Here is a 14,125-nt window from a genome sequence, read left to right on the forward strand (position 1 = left end):
GGATGCTCGGCCAACGGGCACGTCCGGTTCGGCGGGCGGGGATGGGAAAACCGACACCCGAGAGGGTGCACGGCGTCCCGTCCCCGACCCAACTCCTCAAGGACGGGGACGCGTCGGCGTGCGTGACCCGGCAGTACACCGGCACCGCGGGCAAGGTCACCAACTGCCAGGCCGGCCTCTCGCTGCACCTGGCTTCCAACGGCGCCTCGGTGGCGGTGAACTGGCGTCTGTTCCTTCCCGGGAGCTGGGATCCCGCCTCGCCCAAGGCAGATCCGGTCAAGGTGGCCCGCCGTGACAAGTGCGCCATCCCCGCTGAGGTTGGCCATGTCGAGAAGTGGCAGCTGGCCCTCGACATGATCGACGAGACGCGGTCCTGGGGCGTCGAGTTGCCTCAGGTCATCGCCGACGGCGGTTACGGGGACACTGCGGCTTTCCGGATCGGCTTGGAGCAACGCGGTCTCGACTACGTGGTGGGCATCTCGACCACGACCACCGCGCAACCTGAGGACGCACAGCCGTGCACCCCGGCCTGTACAGGCCGGGGACGACGTCCGGTTGCTGCCTACCCTGAGCCGGCTCCGACCGTGAAGGACCTGGTCACCACGGCCGGGAAACGCGCCGCGCGGCCGGTGCAGTGGCGGGAGGGCTCGCGGCCGGGCAGTGGCCGCAGTGGACACAAGCGCATGTACTCGCGCTTCGTGGCCCTGCGGGTCCGGCCCGCCGGACGTGAGATCCGCAAGGCCACAGCGGGCACCGAGCTTCCGGTCCGCTGGCTGCTGGCCGAATGGCCCGCCGACCAGGACGAGCCCGTGCAGTTCTGGATCTCCAACCTGCCCGAGTCCACTCCGCTGCCGGTTCTCGTGCGCACCGCGAAGCTCCGCCGGCGCATCGAGAACGACTACCGCGAGATGAAACAGGCGCTCGGCCTGGCCCACTTCGAAGGCCGAACCTGGCCAGGCTGGCACCACCACGTCACCCTCGTCTCCGTCGCCCACGCCTTCTGCACCCTGCAGCGACTGAACCGATCCCCAAAAGAGACGGCGCCGGCCTGAGCCTCTACCGAGTCGTCCGCGAACTGCAGATACTCCTCGCGACCTGGACCGGCGCCTGCCCCACCTGTCACCGCGACATGCCAGACCCCGCACCAACATGACCAAGCCCTACTACGGAGCCCCGAGAATCACCGCCGAGCTGCGCGAGACGAGCGGTGAGGCGGTCAACCACAAGCGGGTCGCCAGAATTATGCGGGCGTCCGGAATTGAAGGAGTCCGGTTGCGCCGCCGGCACCGCACCACCGTCCCCGACCCGGCCGCGGCCAAGGCTCCGGATCTGATCGGCCGCGACTTCACCGCGGACAAGCCGAACACGAAGTACGTCGGCGACATCACCTACCTGCCCATCGACGGCGGTAAGTTCTGCTACCTGGCGACCGTCATCGACCTCGCCTCGCGCCGTCTGGGCGATCGCCGACCACATGCGCGCGGACCTCGTCACCGATGCTCTGGCGGCGGCGATCCGCACCCGCGGCAGCCTCGCCGGATCGATCACGCACACCGACCACGGAGCCCAGTACACGAGCCGGGCCTTCGCACAAGCATGCAGGTCAGCAGGGGTTCAACGAAGCATGAGCGCGGTCGGGTCCAGCGCGGACAACGCACTCGTCGAGTCCTTCAACGCAACCTTCAAACGCGAGACCCTGCAAGGACGAAAGAGCTGGCCCAACGAGCGCGAGGCCCACCTCGACGCCTTCCGATGGCTCCACCGCTACAACACCCGACGCCGACACTCCCGCCTCGGACAACGATCACCGATCGCCTTCGAAAACACCTTCCACCTCACACCAACTACGCTGACACAAGCCGCATAACCCGTTTTCAGGATACGGGGTCAAGGCCCCACACACCCCGGCCCCCAGCAGCACACCTCAACACCCTGGCCGGACTCCTCGTCCACGCCGCCGCACACGGCGCGACCCTCACGACAGAGACCGAACCAACGTGTTGATTCTTTACGGTCCCTTAGGAGCGCTCCCGTTGGCCACCTGTGCTCGGTGCAGATACGGTTGGAGCGTTTCCCAAGCAGGCACGGAGGGGAACAGATTCGGATCCTCGATGCGCCATGCGGCGGCGGCCAACCCCGTGATGACGGCATTGAGTATGGACGGGAAGGGCGGCAAGGCTGCCCTCGTCACGCTCTCCATAATGGCTGCGAGCGTGAACCCACGGCAGAGATCGCCTGCTCCGAGTGAGGAGCCCACGGGACGAACATCTATCGGCTGGAGCGATGCCTGCTCGGATCGTCCATACACATCGCATCCGCCGTCGGAACGTGTGGAGATCACGATTTCTGTGTCCCGGCTCAGCAAGTCCTTGGTGATCGACATTGCGGTCGAGTCTTCAGCCATCATCTCGAGTGTATTGGCTGCGGCGAAAACAATGTGAGCTTCGCCCAGTGCTCTGAGTGTTGCCTCGCGCCTGTCCGGTATCCCTCCCAGCGTCCCGGGATCGGCGAACGTGACAAGGCCCTCCCTGCGCGCACGCCGCGCAAGGGCATACGCGGCCTCTGCGTGACGAGTATCGTAGACAAAGGCGCCAGGCTGCTTCGGCAGCGCAACATTCGAGACGTCGGGCGCTGTGATGAGACTGAGGCTGGCCTCCTCGGCCTCTACCGCTATTTCCGCTAGGGTGAGGTCTTGGCGAAGCATGACCGCAGACTCCGGCGTGCGATTGACGTCAACGCGAATGAGTTCAAGGTTCTTCCTGGCGAGGCCGTCCAGCACGAACTTTTCCGCCCATGCCTGCGTTCCGATGCCTGCGACTTGCCGGCTTCGGATTCCCTGGGTCGCTAGAACCTCAATGATGGCTGGCACCGAGCCTCCGAGCTGCTCCCCGGCATACCGGACGCTTGTCTTTCGGGAGTCGAACCTGGCGGCAGACCCTTCGCTTACGAAGTAAATATCCCGGCATACTCTGCCCAGACCGACCGCAGAAACGTCACCATCGCCCGTCATTCCGATACCTCTTCAGAGCCGTCGATCTCAACTAGAATCATGGATCCGGAAGTTACCACTTCTTATCTGGTGAGGTCACTTCTCTGAGTGACGCTTGAATCCGTTGCTGGAGAGGTCTCGTGGCGTGAAACTCGCGAACTAGCTTGGCGACAGTGCGAGGCACGAGCTTTTCCCAGGACTCGTCCGAATCCAGAATGAGCCGGCGAATCGTTGATGCACTGAGCTTGTCTTCGCCTCGACGATCCATGACGGTCACATCATGCCCGAGTTCCCGGAGCTTGGTGACCTTGGCTGCCTCCCATTCGGAAAATACCGGGACAAGATGAACCGTGCCTTCAGGGAAATAGGAAGGCCAAGATTTCGGCCTGTCAAGGGGGAAGGGGACAACCATTGCACGGCCTGGCGTGGGGTCGATCTCGGTCACAGCCGAGGAAATCATCTGAAGGCGTTCGAGGAATGTGAACGGATTCGATTCCGGCAAGTGGCGGTGAGTACTGCCGCTGTGCGAAACCCACGACTCCAGATCAGGATTCGTGATCCCGATGCAGACCCGGTCCGCGGTGTTTAGTGCCTCGGTCAGTACATCGGCATGTCCCAAATGGAAGGGCTGATAGCGCCCATGAATCATGACGGTAGCAGTTTGCACTGTTGGTTCCCACCTTGACTGTGTTCAGATTACTGCGACTGGTGCCCGACCCTTCACCCCGGGGCCCCTGGTTCGGCGCCGATACGCCGCACGTACGCGCTTTGGAAAGCTGAACGGCGATCCAGCTGCTCTGTGGTCATGACCGGCCCGTGCTGGCGTTCCAAGGTCACTGCGTTGGCCCCGCCGACAGCGGGTACTGGACCGGGCGAGCTGAAGAGCTTGAACTGCATGAACATATATACGTCGTTCGCAGAGCGGAGCCGGTCGCCGGGCTGGTTTTGGCTCGGAGTGCAGAATCCCATGTGATAATCGAGGTCAGCTATGGACAGTCGATGGTTTGCTGCGGAGGGATCCGCTCGAAAATTGAGCATTTCTTCTGCCGACACGTCGCGCAGAAGACCACGCAGCACGAGCAGCCGCTCTCGCAGCTCCGGGGTGATCCAGCCGATATTGCGGAGTCGGCGCTCGGTTTCCTTCGCGGGCAGTATGCGGGGCCGCATCCAGAGCCCAGGGGCGTCTTCCGACCCCGTCAAGGCGCTGCGGACTGTGCGGAAGGCCTCTTCCGCGCGCAAATGAAGACGTGTAATCCAATCGGCGCAGTCGCCGGACCTCAGGAAATCCCAGCCGTTCGGCAGGGCGATTTTTAGACCGACGGGCAGGCGCAATGCTCGGTCCCGTTCGAGATCAGGTTTTCCAACCCAGCTGAACTGAGAGTCCTTCCGGACAGCCGCGTAAAGGAGATCCGGGCCGAGGAAACCGATCGGATCCACGAGCCAGCGTTTCTCTCGAACACTGGAAACATCCGCAAGCCTTTTCGGCTTTTTCTTCCGGACATCTTCGTCCGGCCAGCAAATGAGATGCCAGTGCATACGCTTGTCGAACCACTGAGCGTTGTCGCGGTCGCGGGTGTAACGATTATGATTGTAGCCGATCGAAATCGCTGCCCAGTCAAGGCCGAATTCTTCTGCGGCACGTGTGTCGCTTACGTGATCGACGAACGATGCGGCTAAGCTCGTTATCCTCTGTAGGGTCCTGGGGTCGATGTCCAGCGGACTGTTCCGGACGTCGTCATTGGCGACCATGAGCATGAGGTCGTATCGACTGTGTGGAAATGCCTTGTCCATCAGCATCAATCGATCGTCTGAGTGCTCGACGGGTAGGGCACCCAGCACCTCTTCCTTGCGGTAGCACTGAAAGAAGGTGCCACCGCGGTGAGGCGCGAAGGGAGGCGGGCTCGGATGCGCCGGAGCGGGAAGCCGGTCGACTACGAGTAGATCCGCCGTAGATTCAGGGTAGAGCGGTGCGAACCGATCGGTAATGGCGGTCATTCCATGCTTCCTTCGCGCAGACCGAGTGCCGGCAAGTCCTCTGGAGCCTCAGTTCGATCGGTCGACTCGATATGCTCAGGTGCGTCCGTGGCAACCGGTCAGGCGCACCGTGGCGCGGCAACGCAGTCCCGCGATCACTGTCGAGTACACAGGCCAACCCGCAGTACATGATCGTTGACGCTAAGTCGCTTCAACTGGGCTTGTCAACCTACCTGGACGCGCAAAAGGCGCCAAGCACGGGCAGGTGCGTCAGCTACCAGGCTCTCTTCATCACAATCAGCGGTGAACTATTGACGAAGACGCGGCGCCCTCCGAGACTCACGGAGCGGAAGCACATCCCACACTCGCTGCTGTAGCGTGACACTACTATCCCCTGGTCGAGGGGCACTTGGGCACACTTGCGGGCGAGGGGGCCGGGGCGAGAGGCCTACTCTGACGCAGCGCACGCGAGTGCGCCGCCAGTCGGCTGACGGCCCATCATTTGTGTAGTTGGGCACCTATGTGATGTGCAGTCAATCAAGGTGTATGGCAAGCGGCATGGCAAGAGTCTGACAGAGGACGGTTGGCACGGAGCGGCCGTTCGACTGCTCCAAGTGCTGCCGGCTGTGCAGAGACTAAGCCTGAACCGAACCTTGATGGCGCAACAGGTGTCTGTCTGCCCCGCGATACCGAACCAAACACCGAAGCTGGAGAGTTGAGATGAAGCTGATAGGAGCGGGTCTGCCGCGCACGGGGACGCGGGCACAGAAGGCCGCCCTCGAGGACATCATCGGGCTCGGCCCGACTTACCACATGGCCGATGTCTGGGCCGACCTGAGCCCCCGTATCCAGCAGTGGAGCGAAGCGTTCGAGGGGAATGCCGACTGGGGCAGGATCTTCGAGGGCTTCGAGGCCACCGTCGACTGGCCTGGTTCCTTCCACTGGCGGGAGTTGGTGGACGTATACCCGGACGCAAAGGTGATTCTCAGCGTGCGCAGCGGTGAGAGCTGGGCCGAGAGCATGCACACCACGATCTGGGCGGAGCTCTACGACGACACGCTTCTCAACGATCTCTCCTCGGCGCGGGCGAAGGTAGACCCTGACTGGGCCAAGTTCCGCGACCTGATGAAGGCGATGTGGGAGAAGAGCGGCCTGCTTGGCGCGGTCGAAAACGGCTTCGATGCGGCTGCTCTCGCGGCTGCCATGGAGGCCCACAACGACGAGGTCCGCGAGACGATCGCGCCTGAGCGTCTCCTCGTGTGGTCGCCGTACGACGGGCTGGAGCCTGTGTGTAAGTTCCTCGACGTGCCGATCCAGAAGGTGGACACGCCACGGGTCAACAACGAGTCCGGGTTCGGCGACCAATCCCGACGGGCATCGCTCGACTTCCTGAACCAGTGGCAGTCGAGCCAAGAGATACTGCACAAGAGCTGAGCCGGCCCCCGACGGCGCCTCAAAGCGGGGCCAGGATTACGGAGGGTAATGAGTGATCGCGGTTAGCCGGTTGGGCCTATTGCAAATCGTGCCAGCACCCCATTCGGTGAGGGCGATAAAATGAACCTGGCAACTCGCGAAAAGCGTGCTCGCTCCACCCAACAGCGATTCGGGAACCGCCCACTGCCCAGCCGGCCACCAAGCCTGCTGTCGCCTGGGGTACAGGCGAAGTTCAGCGTAGATGCCATCGTGGTGTCTCTGCAGGTACTGCTGCTGGGTATAGAGAGCCATGATGCTTGGGAGCTGTACGCGGGGGAGGCGGAGATCTCGGCACTGGGAACGGGCTGGGGTTCACGAGATGGCGGAGGAGCGCGAGCTATCGGTGCACTCGGAAGAGGTGATACTAAGGGCCTCTCCGTAAGTGACCTCCACCGGGGCGTATGCGCTACATCGGAGGCGCCCCTCCAGACCGCCACGAGCAATATCGTCGCGTTCGAGGAATCAGTCGGTGACTGGGGGGCGTGGTCTATAGGGCAGTTACCTGAAGGCCTATTCGAATACTCGGCCCCAGATTCTGACCGCCTGGCGCCCGAACATTCCCTCGATTATTCCCCTGTGCATTACGGCCCCTTCTCGCATCCCATTCCAGGGTCCTTCTCTTGAGATCCGTGCCCGGCACTGCTGGGTACGCCGAAGGCGCTAGCGAACTCGTAGCCCAGTACGAAGCCGTGGCATTTTCCGATGTCTATCGTGAAATGCTGCATCTATTCCCCTCCGGTCCGAGCTTGATCGCGGACATTGGCGCGGGCAGCGGTCGTGACGCCGCGGCGCTGGCGGCCCGGGGCCACCGCGTTGTGGCCGTCGAACCGACGGCCGAGTTGCGCTCGCTGGGCAGTCGCATTCATGGCGACCAGCCGATCGAGTGGATCGATGACGCTCTGCCCGACTTGCGGGTCTTGCGCGAGCGGCGGCAGCGGTTCGACGCCATCTTGCTGAGCGCGGTATGGATGCACTTGGACGGACAGGAACGCAGGCTGGCGATGAATCACCTCGCCAGCCTCCTGTCCGCTCGTGGCCGTCTATTCCTTTCCCTACGGCACGGGCCGGTGCCGGCCGGGCGTCGCATGTTCGCAGTCTCCGCAAAGGAGACATGCGCCCTCGGAGCCGCGTCCGGTCTCGACATCCTTCACGGGTCACAAGCTGAAGACCTGCATCAGCGGGCGGGTGTGCATTGGAGCCGATTGGCGCTGCAACGGACTTCAGGTCCGTGAGTGGCCCCTCGCTCGTTCTATGCGGCCTGGCGCCGGCCTGGAAGCAATGGAACGGTGCTCAACGTGAAGGCATCCGAGGCCTCCGGCAAGTACCTGCGGCTATCGGGGCGTGTCTAGGCGCGTTTGCAGCGCTGCGACACCATCGAGGACCGAAGCTGGTTTCTCGCTCATCTTGGCAACTGGTTCTTGAGTCAGCCAGTCGTACCCGAAACGCTTCGGCCTCACCTCAGAGAGCTCCCAGCCCTGCGCGGAACCTCGTGGGCCGCAACCTCTCCGCCAGCGCTCCGGGAGATGACGATTTCCGGAGACATCCGGCGATGATTGGCTGTATCTGGTTACCGTCATCGACTGTTTCGCGAATTGGGTCGCTGGCCATCTACGACCTACGGGGCTGAACAGATATCTCTTCAAGGAGGCAAATTTTCACGCCGACTGAGAAAGTAGCTACACGGCAGAAATTCGAGAGGACAAGGTGATCCATACTGTGAAGATCTTACGGTCATTTCCGGAGGGTGATGTTAAAGTCGCGCCTTTATTCGATTTCTGACAAATGATGCCATTTTGTGCGGCTTGCCTGACTGGCGATGTGGCTCGGTGGGTCATCGTCACTTATGTCGAATTCTGATATAATTGCAAACGCTCTCGCTCTGCGGTCGGCTGCGGTGCGCCACCGTGACCGCGCCCAGAGGGAGCCGCGGAAATCGTGAGTCGCCGAACTCTGTGTCCGAATGCTCGTCCGGACAACGCGGGGTCGCCAGGCTCCTGCCCTCGTGTGCGGCGTCCGATCCCTGGTCGGTTGCGATCCGCCACCCCTATCATCTAAGGAGAATTGTGCCGCTGTTGGCCCGGATGCTTGTCGCGCCAGTATTCATCGATATCCGGCCAGGAGCGGTAGCCGGTCTGGGCGCGCTCCTTGCCGAGCTTCGGATCGCAAGGCAAGGGCGGATTGCCGTCGCTGTTGGTCCCGGTCAAGGGGACAATATTCTCGGAGAACTGCGGATTGAAGGGGCGGAGGCCTTCCGGGTCCCCGACGGCCGACTGGACAGCGCGGTTACGCTGGGGCGACAGTTGCGTTCCAGCCAGTTCGAAGCCATCGCGGGCATCGGCGGCGGAAAGACTATCGATGTTGCCAAGTTCGCCGCGCACATGGCAGGCATTCCGATGGTCGCCGTGACGACGAGCCTGGGGCACGATGGCATCGCGTCACCAGTCAGTACTCTGAATCACGAGTCGGGAACAGGCTCCTACGGCGTAGTTATGCCCGTGGCTGTCATCGTCGACCTTGACCGAGTCCGGCATGCGGCGCCGTCGCTGTCCACAGCCGGAATTGGTGATGCCATTAGCGACCTGTCCGCCGTGGCCGACTGGGAGCTGGCGGCAGTCGATATTGGAGAGCCGGTGGACGGCCTGGCCGTGGCGATGGCCAGGTCTGCCGCTCTATCGGTCCTGCATCAACCCGGTCACGCCCGGTCCGACCAGTTCCTCAAGGTACTCGCGGAGTCACTCATTTTGTCCGGCATGGCAATGGGAGTGGCTGGTTCGAGCCGTCCGGCAAGCGGCGGCGATCACGAGATCATGCACGCTATCAACCAGCTGCACCCGGGCACGGCCAGCCATGGTGAACTCGCGGGCGTAGGGGCGCTGTTCTGTACTCACCTTCGTGAGGATTTTGAGCAGGCTGAGCTGATCTCCGAATGCCTGAGGCGCCATGGCCTGCCCCGGACGCCCTCCGATCTCGGTTTGTCGCACGCCGAGTTCGCCCAGGCAGTTGCGTACGCGCCACGGACTCGGCCTGGCAGGTACACCATCCTCGAACGTCTTGAGTTGTCCGAGCGGGAGATCGGTGAGCGTGTGGATGCGTATCACAAAGCTGTCATGGGATAGCCGCGCTGAGGGAGCCCCAAGTCCGACGTGGCCAAAGGGCTCTAACTTCAGCGACCGGCTGCGCCTCGCTCAGGGGTGCAGAACGTATCCCCGATTGCGCATCGGGAAGGGTCCGAACACCTCTCCGCCGAGCTTCTGTACGTGGTCGACGATGGAGCTGGCCGCGGTTATGTCCTTGGCGGCATGGATGGCGAAGACCATGGGCCCCATGCTCGACATGCCGGCCGCGACACCCGCGATGGACTGCAGTCCATCGAGTAGGTCACGAGTGGCGTCTTCCTGCGCCTCGATCTCGTGGCGTTTGAAACCGACCGACTGCAGCATGGTCAGCCCTCTGCCGAGGGCAGCCAAGTCGCGTTCGAGGACAGCGGGCACTACCTCGTGGTACGCGAGGGTGATCGCCCGGCGGACATCCTCTTCTGCGATGGGAGTGTGTTCCTCAAAGAACTTCACCTCCGCCGCTCCGGACAGGCCGCTGGCGTTGGCGAGTGCCAAGGTGACGACCCATTCCCTGGGCATGGCTGAGCGTACGGAGACAGTGGGGACTCGCCCGGAGTGAATCGCTCCGGAGGGCCGCAGACCGTGGCCATCAGTACGTGGGTGGCCTGCGTCGACCACGAACCCTCCGCGGAAGAAGGTGGTCAGACCAACGCCGGAGGCGCCGCCGCGGCCGCTAACGCGCTGCATGGCCGCTGGGGTCATGCGTATCCCGGCTGCCGCGCACGCTCCCCGGACCGTTGCGAGCAGGAGAGTCGTTTTGCTCCCGAGTCCGACGTGCTGAGGTGGCACGGATTCCAGTGTGAGGGTCAGTCCTGGCAGGGCAACGTCTTGGCTGAGTCGGCACAGCACCGCTTCGACGTCGCGGCAGGCATTCTCGTCAAGGCTATCGAAGAGGCCGGCTAGGCGTGGGCGGGAATTCGCCGACTTGTCGGTGCGCACCGACAGGGTCAGCGGCAGTCCCTGTACGGCGAAGCCGAGGCCACCGAATCTGCGAGAGGTGCTGAGACCGCAGTCCAGCAGTCCGAGGTGCAGACGAGGATAGGCGACTACTTTGGACATCAACACTTCCGGCAGTTATCGAGTGCACGGTGCGACGCAGGGCGTCGTCGTCCGAGCGCGAGGGCTTGTCGTATTGGCATCGTTTCACCAGGAGTTGATGGTGATGTGGCCGGACCATTCGGGCGTACCTGATCAGATCGCGCGGTAAAACAGCGGCCAGTGACATCATGTGTAGGGCACTGATCACGGCGCTGGACGATAGCACGATGATCCGTCAGGCTGGCCTCTACCAGGCCTAGTTGGCCTTTAGGACGTGGCTGAAAGGGGCTGGACTGACCAGGGGAGACGAGCTAGCCTCCGATATTCAGTGGCTGCCAGTGATCCACGCTTCCATCGCCCAGCGGTGTCTGGGCGGAGCCTGAGGGCGGCCCGAACGAGCACTATGGGGCGGGTATGACGGGTCGGTACCAGAGCACGACCCGCGCACAATTGGCATCGGAGCCGTGGCCTGTCGGCGACCAAGTACAACGCGCGGGACGGGGTCAGCCTTGATTGATTCCGGAACCGGGCGTCGAAGGTTCCTCACACCAGGGCGCCTGAGCCGACAGCCATGTCGACTCAATGCCTGCCAGCAAGATCCAGGGGAGATTGCATGAAGGCCGGTCCCGGAGCGGGCAGCCAGATCAGTCAAGACGCAGCACTGGCTACCCGCCTCAATCGCGTACTTATGGCAAGTGATGGCACTACAACGAGCCTGTTGGAGTCCTTCCTCGGCGAGCCACTGCGCGTCGAAGTCGTCCCCCAGCGGCCTGCCAACGCCGTTGAACTAGCAGAATGGCCCGGCACGCTGCCCCAGTCCGGCATTCTGGTCAGGGACGCGAAACTGTTTGGTAGCCGTACAGGGCGTCTGGTCGTCCACGCGAGGTCGCTCATTGTTCTAGATCGTCTGCCGGAGCGGTCCCGTACCGAGATAAGCGAAGGCTGTGAGCTGCTCGGTCGCACGTTGCGCACCCACCGTGTCGAACAGCACAGGGAGATCCTCACCACGGGGCACGGCCGTGCCCCGGCGACGACGGGTGCAGGCGACGCGACGGCAATGCCATGGCGTACCTACGCCATCGTTGTCGGCGGCGTACCAGCAGTCTTGGTCACCGAGTGGTTCCAACTGCACCATCCCGAGCGACCTGATGGTGAGGGCACGCACACCATCGGTGCTCCCTGACTCCATGCGTATGGGCACACTGCTGACCCTGACGGGTTGAACGGCGAAAAAGCTCAACTTCTCGGCTCGTCGCATCGTCGGGCCACCTTCGATCACGCCACGTCCGTCCTGGCTCGTACAGCAGGAAGCGAGCCTTTGCGACGGACTGAGATGTCAAACGTCAGTCAGCAGACAAGTCCCTTTTTGCAGCATGAAACCTGCGCAGCCGTAGGGTCGTTGAGATTCGAATCTCAATCAAACCAGGGAATCGTCAGTTAGGCTGCGGCAGTTGCATGAAGATCCGGTGAACAGTCCAACTGGGAAGGTCACTTGTGAAGCTCAGGAGTGCAGTGCGCAAGGTCAACGGTAGCGGTGTGCACAGAGAGTTCACCTCAGCCCAGACGTTTGAACGCGTGCGGCCCTATCTGCGCAGTGCGGGGGTGACCCGGATATCGGACGTCACCTGGCTCGATCGCGTGGGGATACCCGTCTACAACGCGATAGCCCCCCGCTCCAACGACATCATCTCGGTCTACAACGGCAAGGGCCTGACGCCACAGGACGCGAGGACGTCAGCGGTCATGGAGGCCATAGAACGATTCTCCGCCGGCCTGCCGATGCGTCCGGCGGCCGTCGCATCCTACGAAGAGCTCCTGAAGGCCGGCCGCAAGGTCTTTAACCCGCGTGACAGCAACGTGTTGCTGTCACGTCACTACCGGGATGACGCGCCTCTTTCCTGGGTGGAGGCGTATGACCTGATGAATGAGGAGTCGGTGCTGGTTCCGCAGGACTGCGTGGTCTACTCGCTCCACTCCCATGAGCCACCGTCCTACGAGGTCAGCACGACTAATGGCCTGGCCTCCGGTAACTGCCTGGAGGAAGCGGTCTGCCACGCGCTGACGGAACTCATAGAGCGCGACTCGATGACCAACGCGGAGCTCGTGAGCAACCAGCTGTGCCAGATCTTGGAGAAGGGGCTCCTGGTCGACCCTCAGCCGGCGCAACTCACCCGTTGGCTCAAGGAGATGCACCCTCACCTCGACTTGGACTCCTTGCCGCAACTCGCCCAGCAACTTGTGCAGAAATTCAGGGACGCGGGGCTGCACATCCGTATCGTTCACATTACGTCGGACCTCGGGATCCCGAGCTTCCTCGCAGCCGTGGCCGAGGAGTTCGGTCCCACCATGTCCAAGGGGCACGGTGGCTTCGGTACCCACCCCGATGCCGAAGTGGCGCTGATCCGCGCCATCACCGAATGCGCGCAGAGTAGGGCTGTCGACATCCAGGCGATGCGTGAGGACATCAGGCTGCCGAACGAGCTGGTTAGCAAGTACCAGAAGCACGTACAGCGGTCGTCGACCATCGACCAGGGTGCGTGGGCTTGGCGACCGCAGCATCGAGTGGTCAAGTTCTCCGACATTCCCACCTGGAAGTCCGGGGATGTGATGGATGACGTCCGTCTGATCATCGATCGTCTACTGGAAGCCGGGATTCCGCGCGTCATGGTTGTCGACCTCTCACCGCCCGGGATCCCGGTGAAAGTAGTACGGGTGATGGTGCCCCAGCTCGAATCTTGGGCTGTGGATCACAGCAGGATTGGCGGACGGGGAGCACGCGCTTGGAACCAAGCCGTCGCTCAGCTGTCCCAGATGAAGCGTCAGGTGGACGATCGTGACGGGCAGCGGCAGGAGGCCGGAGCATGAGTACGGCTGTAGTTTTCATCGGACCGAGCATCGAAACCGCCGCCGCTGCATATGAACTCGATGCGGAATTTGTGCCACCTGTGAAGCGCGGCGACATCGCAGAGTTGCTGGCAAGGGATGAACCGCCCAAAGCTATCGGGATAGTCGACGGCAAATTTTTGCAGAGCTTGTGTATATCGCCCAAGGAAGTGCTGGAGGCGATCGATGCTGGCGTGACGGTCTTCGGTTCCTCCAGTATGGGGGCGCTGCGCGCTGCGGAGTGCTCACCGTTCGGCATGGTGGGTGTCGGCAAGATATACGAGGAGTACTTCACCGGGCGTATCGATGCGGACGACGAGGTCGCAGTAATCTATGACGAGGTGAATCTGAACGCTCTGTCCGAGCCAATGATCAACTACAGGTTCGCCATCGAATCCGGGCTTACGGCTGGCGCATTCGCAGACGATACAGGAGAGCGATTCCTGCGGATCGGTAAAGAGCTATATTTCCCGCAGCGCAACACGCGCACGGTGCTGATGCTGCTTCGCGGGGAAGTCTCATCCAGTGAACACGCCCGCATCGAACGATATTTCGCGACCTCCGCGCCTGACACCAAGCGGAGCGATGCGCTGCTGCTGTTGGCGCGGATGCGTGAGTATTTGCATCAGGTTCCGTGACAGCTCGAACGCGC

At 62.5% G+C, this 14,125-nt stretch carries 11 protein-coding genes and 1 pseudogene; 8 read left to right on the plus strand and 4 right to left on the minus strand.

Annotated elements, in window-relative coordinates; translation table 11 throughout:
• Together ACFXKG_RS13760 and ACFXKG_RS13765 are read left to right on the plus strand one after the other, a co-directional pair.
• A partial coding sequence (locus ACFXKG_RS13760; protein WP_384837042.1) for an IS701 family transposase occupies positions 1–1,052 on the plus strand: 1,052 nt, incomplete at its 5' end.
• A gap of 112 nt (positions 1,053–1,164) precedes the next feature.
• Positions 1,165–1,867 (plus strand): annotated as a pseudogene (locus tag ACFXKG_RS13765) (IS3 family transposase); the annotation flags it as partial.
• Positions 1,868–2,008: 141 nt separating this feature from the next.
• On the opposite strand, the gene ACFXKG_RS13770 reads toward ACFXKG_RS13765, so the two are convergent.
• From ACFXKG_RS13770 to ACFXKG_RS13780, 3 genes are read right to left on the minus strand one after another with little or no spacing between them, the layout of a single operon-like run.
• Positions 2,009–3,010: a PfkB family carbohydrate kinase gene (locus tag ACFXKG_RS13770; protein ID WP_384837045.1), complete on the minus strand. Its 1,002-nt coding sequence runs from the start codon at positions 3,008–3,010 to the stop codon at positions 2,009–2,011.
• 52 nt (positions 3,011–3,062) lie between these two features.
• Positions 3,063–3,656 carry an adenylyltransferase/cytidyltransferase family protein gene (locus ACFXKG_RS13775; protein ID WP_384837048.1) on the minus strand — a complete coding sequence of 198 codons (594 nt, stop codon included), beginning with the start codon at positions 3,654–3,656 and terminating at the stop codon, positions 3,063–3,065.
• Between the two features lie 53 nt (positions 3,657–3,709).
• Complete coding sequence (locus tag ACFXKG_RS13780) at positions 3,710–4,984, minus strand: hypothetical protein (RefSeq protein WP_384837051.1); 1,275 nt, start codon at positions 4,982–4,984, stop codon at positions 3,710–3,712.
• A 699-nt stretch (positions 4,985–5,683) separates the two neighbouring features.
• Here ACFXKG_RS13780 and ACFXKG_RS13785 point away from each other — a divergent pair.
• From ACFXKG_RS13785 to ACFXKG_RS13795, 3 genes are all read left to right on the plus strand, one after another.
• Entirely contained in the window at positions 5,684–6,397 is a 714-nt protein-coding gene (locus ACFXKG_RS13785) for a sulfotransferase family protein (protein ID WP_384837054.1), read from the plus strand.
• A gap of 668 nt (positions 6,398–7,065) precedes the next feature.
• Entirely contained in the window at positions 7,066–7,668 is a 603-nt protein-coding gene (locus tag ACFXKG_RS13790; protein WP_384837517.1) for a class I SAM-dependent methyltransferase, read from the plus strand.
• Between the two features lie 831 nt (positions 7,669–8,499).
• Positions 8,500–9,552: an iron-containing alcohol dehydrogenase family protein gene (locus ACFXKG_RS13795; protein ID WP_384837057.1), complete on the plus strand. Its 1,053-nt coding sequence runs from the start codon at positions 8,500–8,502 to the stop codon at positions 9,550–9,552.
• A gap of 69 nt (positions 9,553–9,621) precedes the next feature.
• Here ACFXKG_RS13795 and ACFXKG_RS13800 read toward each other — a convergent pair whose 3' ends face one another.
• On the minus strand, positions 9,622–10,611 hold the full coding sequence (locus ACFXKG_RS13800; RefSeq protein WP_384837060.1) for a beta-ribofuranosylaminobenzene 5'-phosphate synthase family protein: 990 nt from the start codon (positions 10,609–10,611) through the stop codon (positions 9,622–9,624).
• Between the two features lie 592 nt (positions 10,612–11,203).
• On the opposite strand from ACFXKG_RS13800, the gene ACFXKG_RS13805 reads away from it, so the two are divergent.
• The 3 genes from ACFXKG_RS13805 (at position 11,204) to ACFXKG_RS13815 (ending at position 14,111) form a co-directional block, all read left to right on the plus strand.
• A complete protein-coding gene (locus tag ACFXKG_RS13805; protein WP_384837063.1) occupies positions 11,204–11,773 on the plus strand; it encodes a chorismate--pyruvate lyase family protein in 570 nt (189 codons plus the stop codon).
• Positions 11,774–12,102: 329 nt separating this feature from the next.
• Positions 12,103–13,455 carry a YcaO-like family protein gene (locus ACFXKG_RS13810; RefSeq protein WP_384837066.1) on the plus strand — a complete coding sequence of 451 codons (1,353 nt, stop codon included), beginning with the start codon at positions 12,103–12,105 and terminating at the stop codon, positions 13,453–13,455.
• Positions 13,452–14,111 (plus strand): TfuA-like protein, encoded by a 660-nt coding sequence (locus ACFXKG_RS13815; protein WP_384837069.1) that lies wholly within the window; start codon positions 13,452–13,454, stop codon positions 14,109–14,111. The genes ACFXKG_RS13810 and ACFXKG_RS13815 overlap by 4 nt, the downstream gene beginning before the upstream one ends.
• Positions 14,112–14,125: the final 14 nt, after the last annotated feature.

This window comes from Streptomyces sp. NPDC059255, from assembly GCF_042752355.1.
In the GTDB taxonomy this organism is placed as follows: domain Bacteria; phylum Actinomycetota; class Actinomycetes; order Streptomycetales; family Streptomycetaceae; genus Streptomyces.

What these genes read in the sequence shown, in the direction of transcription:
- ACFXKG_RS13800 (WP_384837060.1), bottom strand. Translation starts at nt 10,611, where the DNA reads ATGTCCAAAGTAGTCGCCTATCCTCGTCTGCACCTCGGACTGCTGGAC.
- ACFXKG_RS13770 (WP_384837045.1), bottom strand. Translation starts at nt 3,010, where the DNA reads ATGACGGGCGATGGTGACGTTTCTGCGGTCGGTCTGGGCAGAGTATGC.
- ACFXKG_RS13785 (WP_384837054.1), top strand. Translation starts at nt 5,684, where the DNA reads ATGAAGCTGATAGGAGCGGGTCTGCCGCGCACGGGGACGCGGGCACAG.
- ACFXKG_RS13805 (WP_384837063.1), top strand. Translation starts at nt 11,204, where the DNA reads ATGAAGGCCGGTCCCGGAGCGGGCAGCCAGATCAGTCAAGACGCAGCA.
- ACFXKG_RS13815 (WP_384837069.1), top strand. Translation starts at nt 13,452, where the DNA reads ATGAGTACGGCTGTAGTTTTCATCGGACCGAGCATCGAAACCGCCGCC.
- ACFXKG_RS13780 (WP_384837051.1), bottom strand. Translation starts at nt 4,984, where the DNA reads ATGACCGCCATTACCGATCGGTTCGCACCGCTCTACCCTGAATCTACG.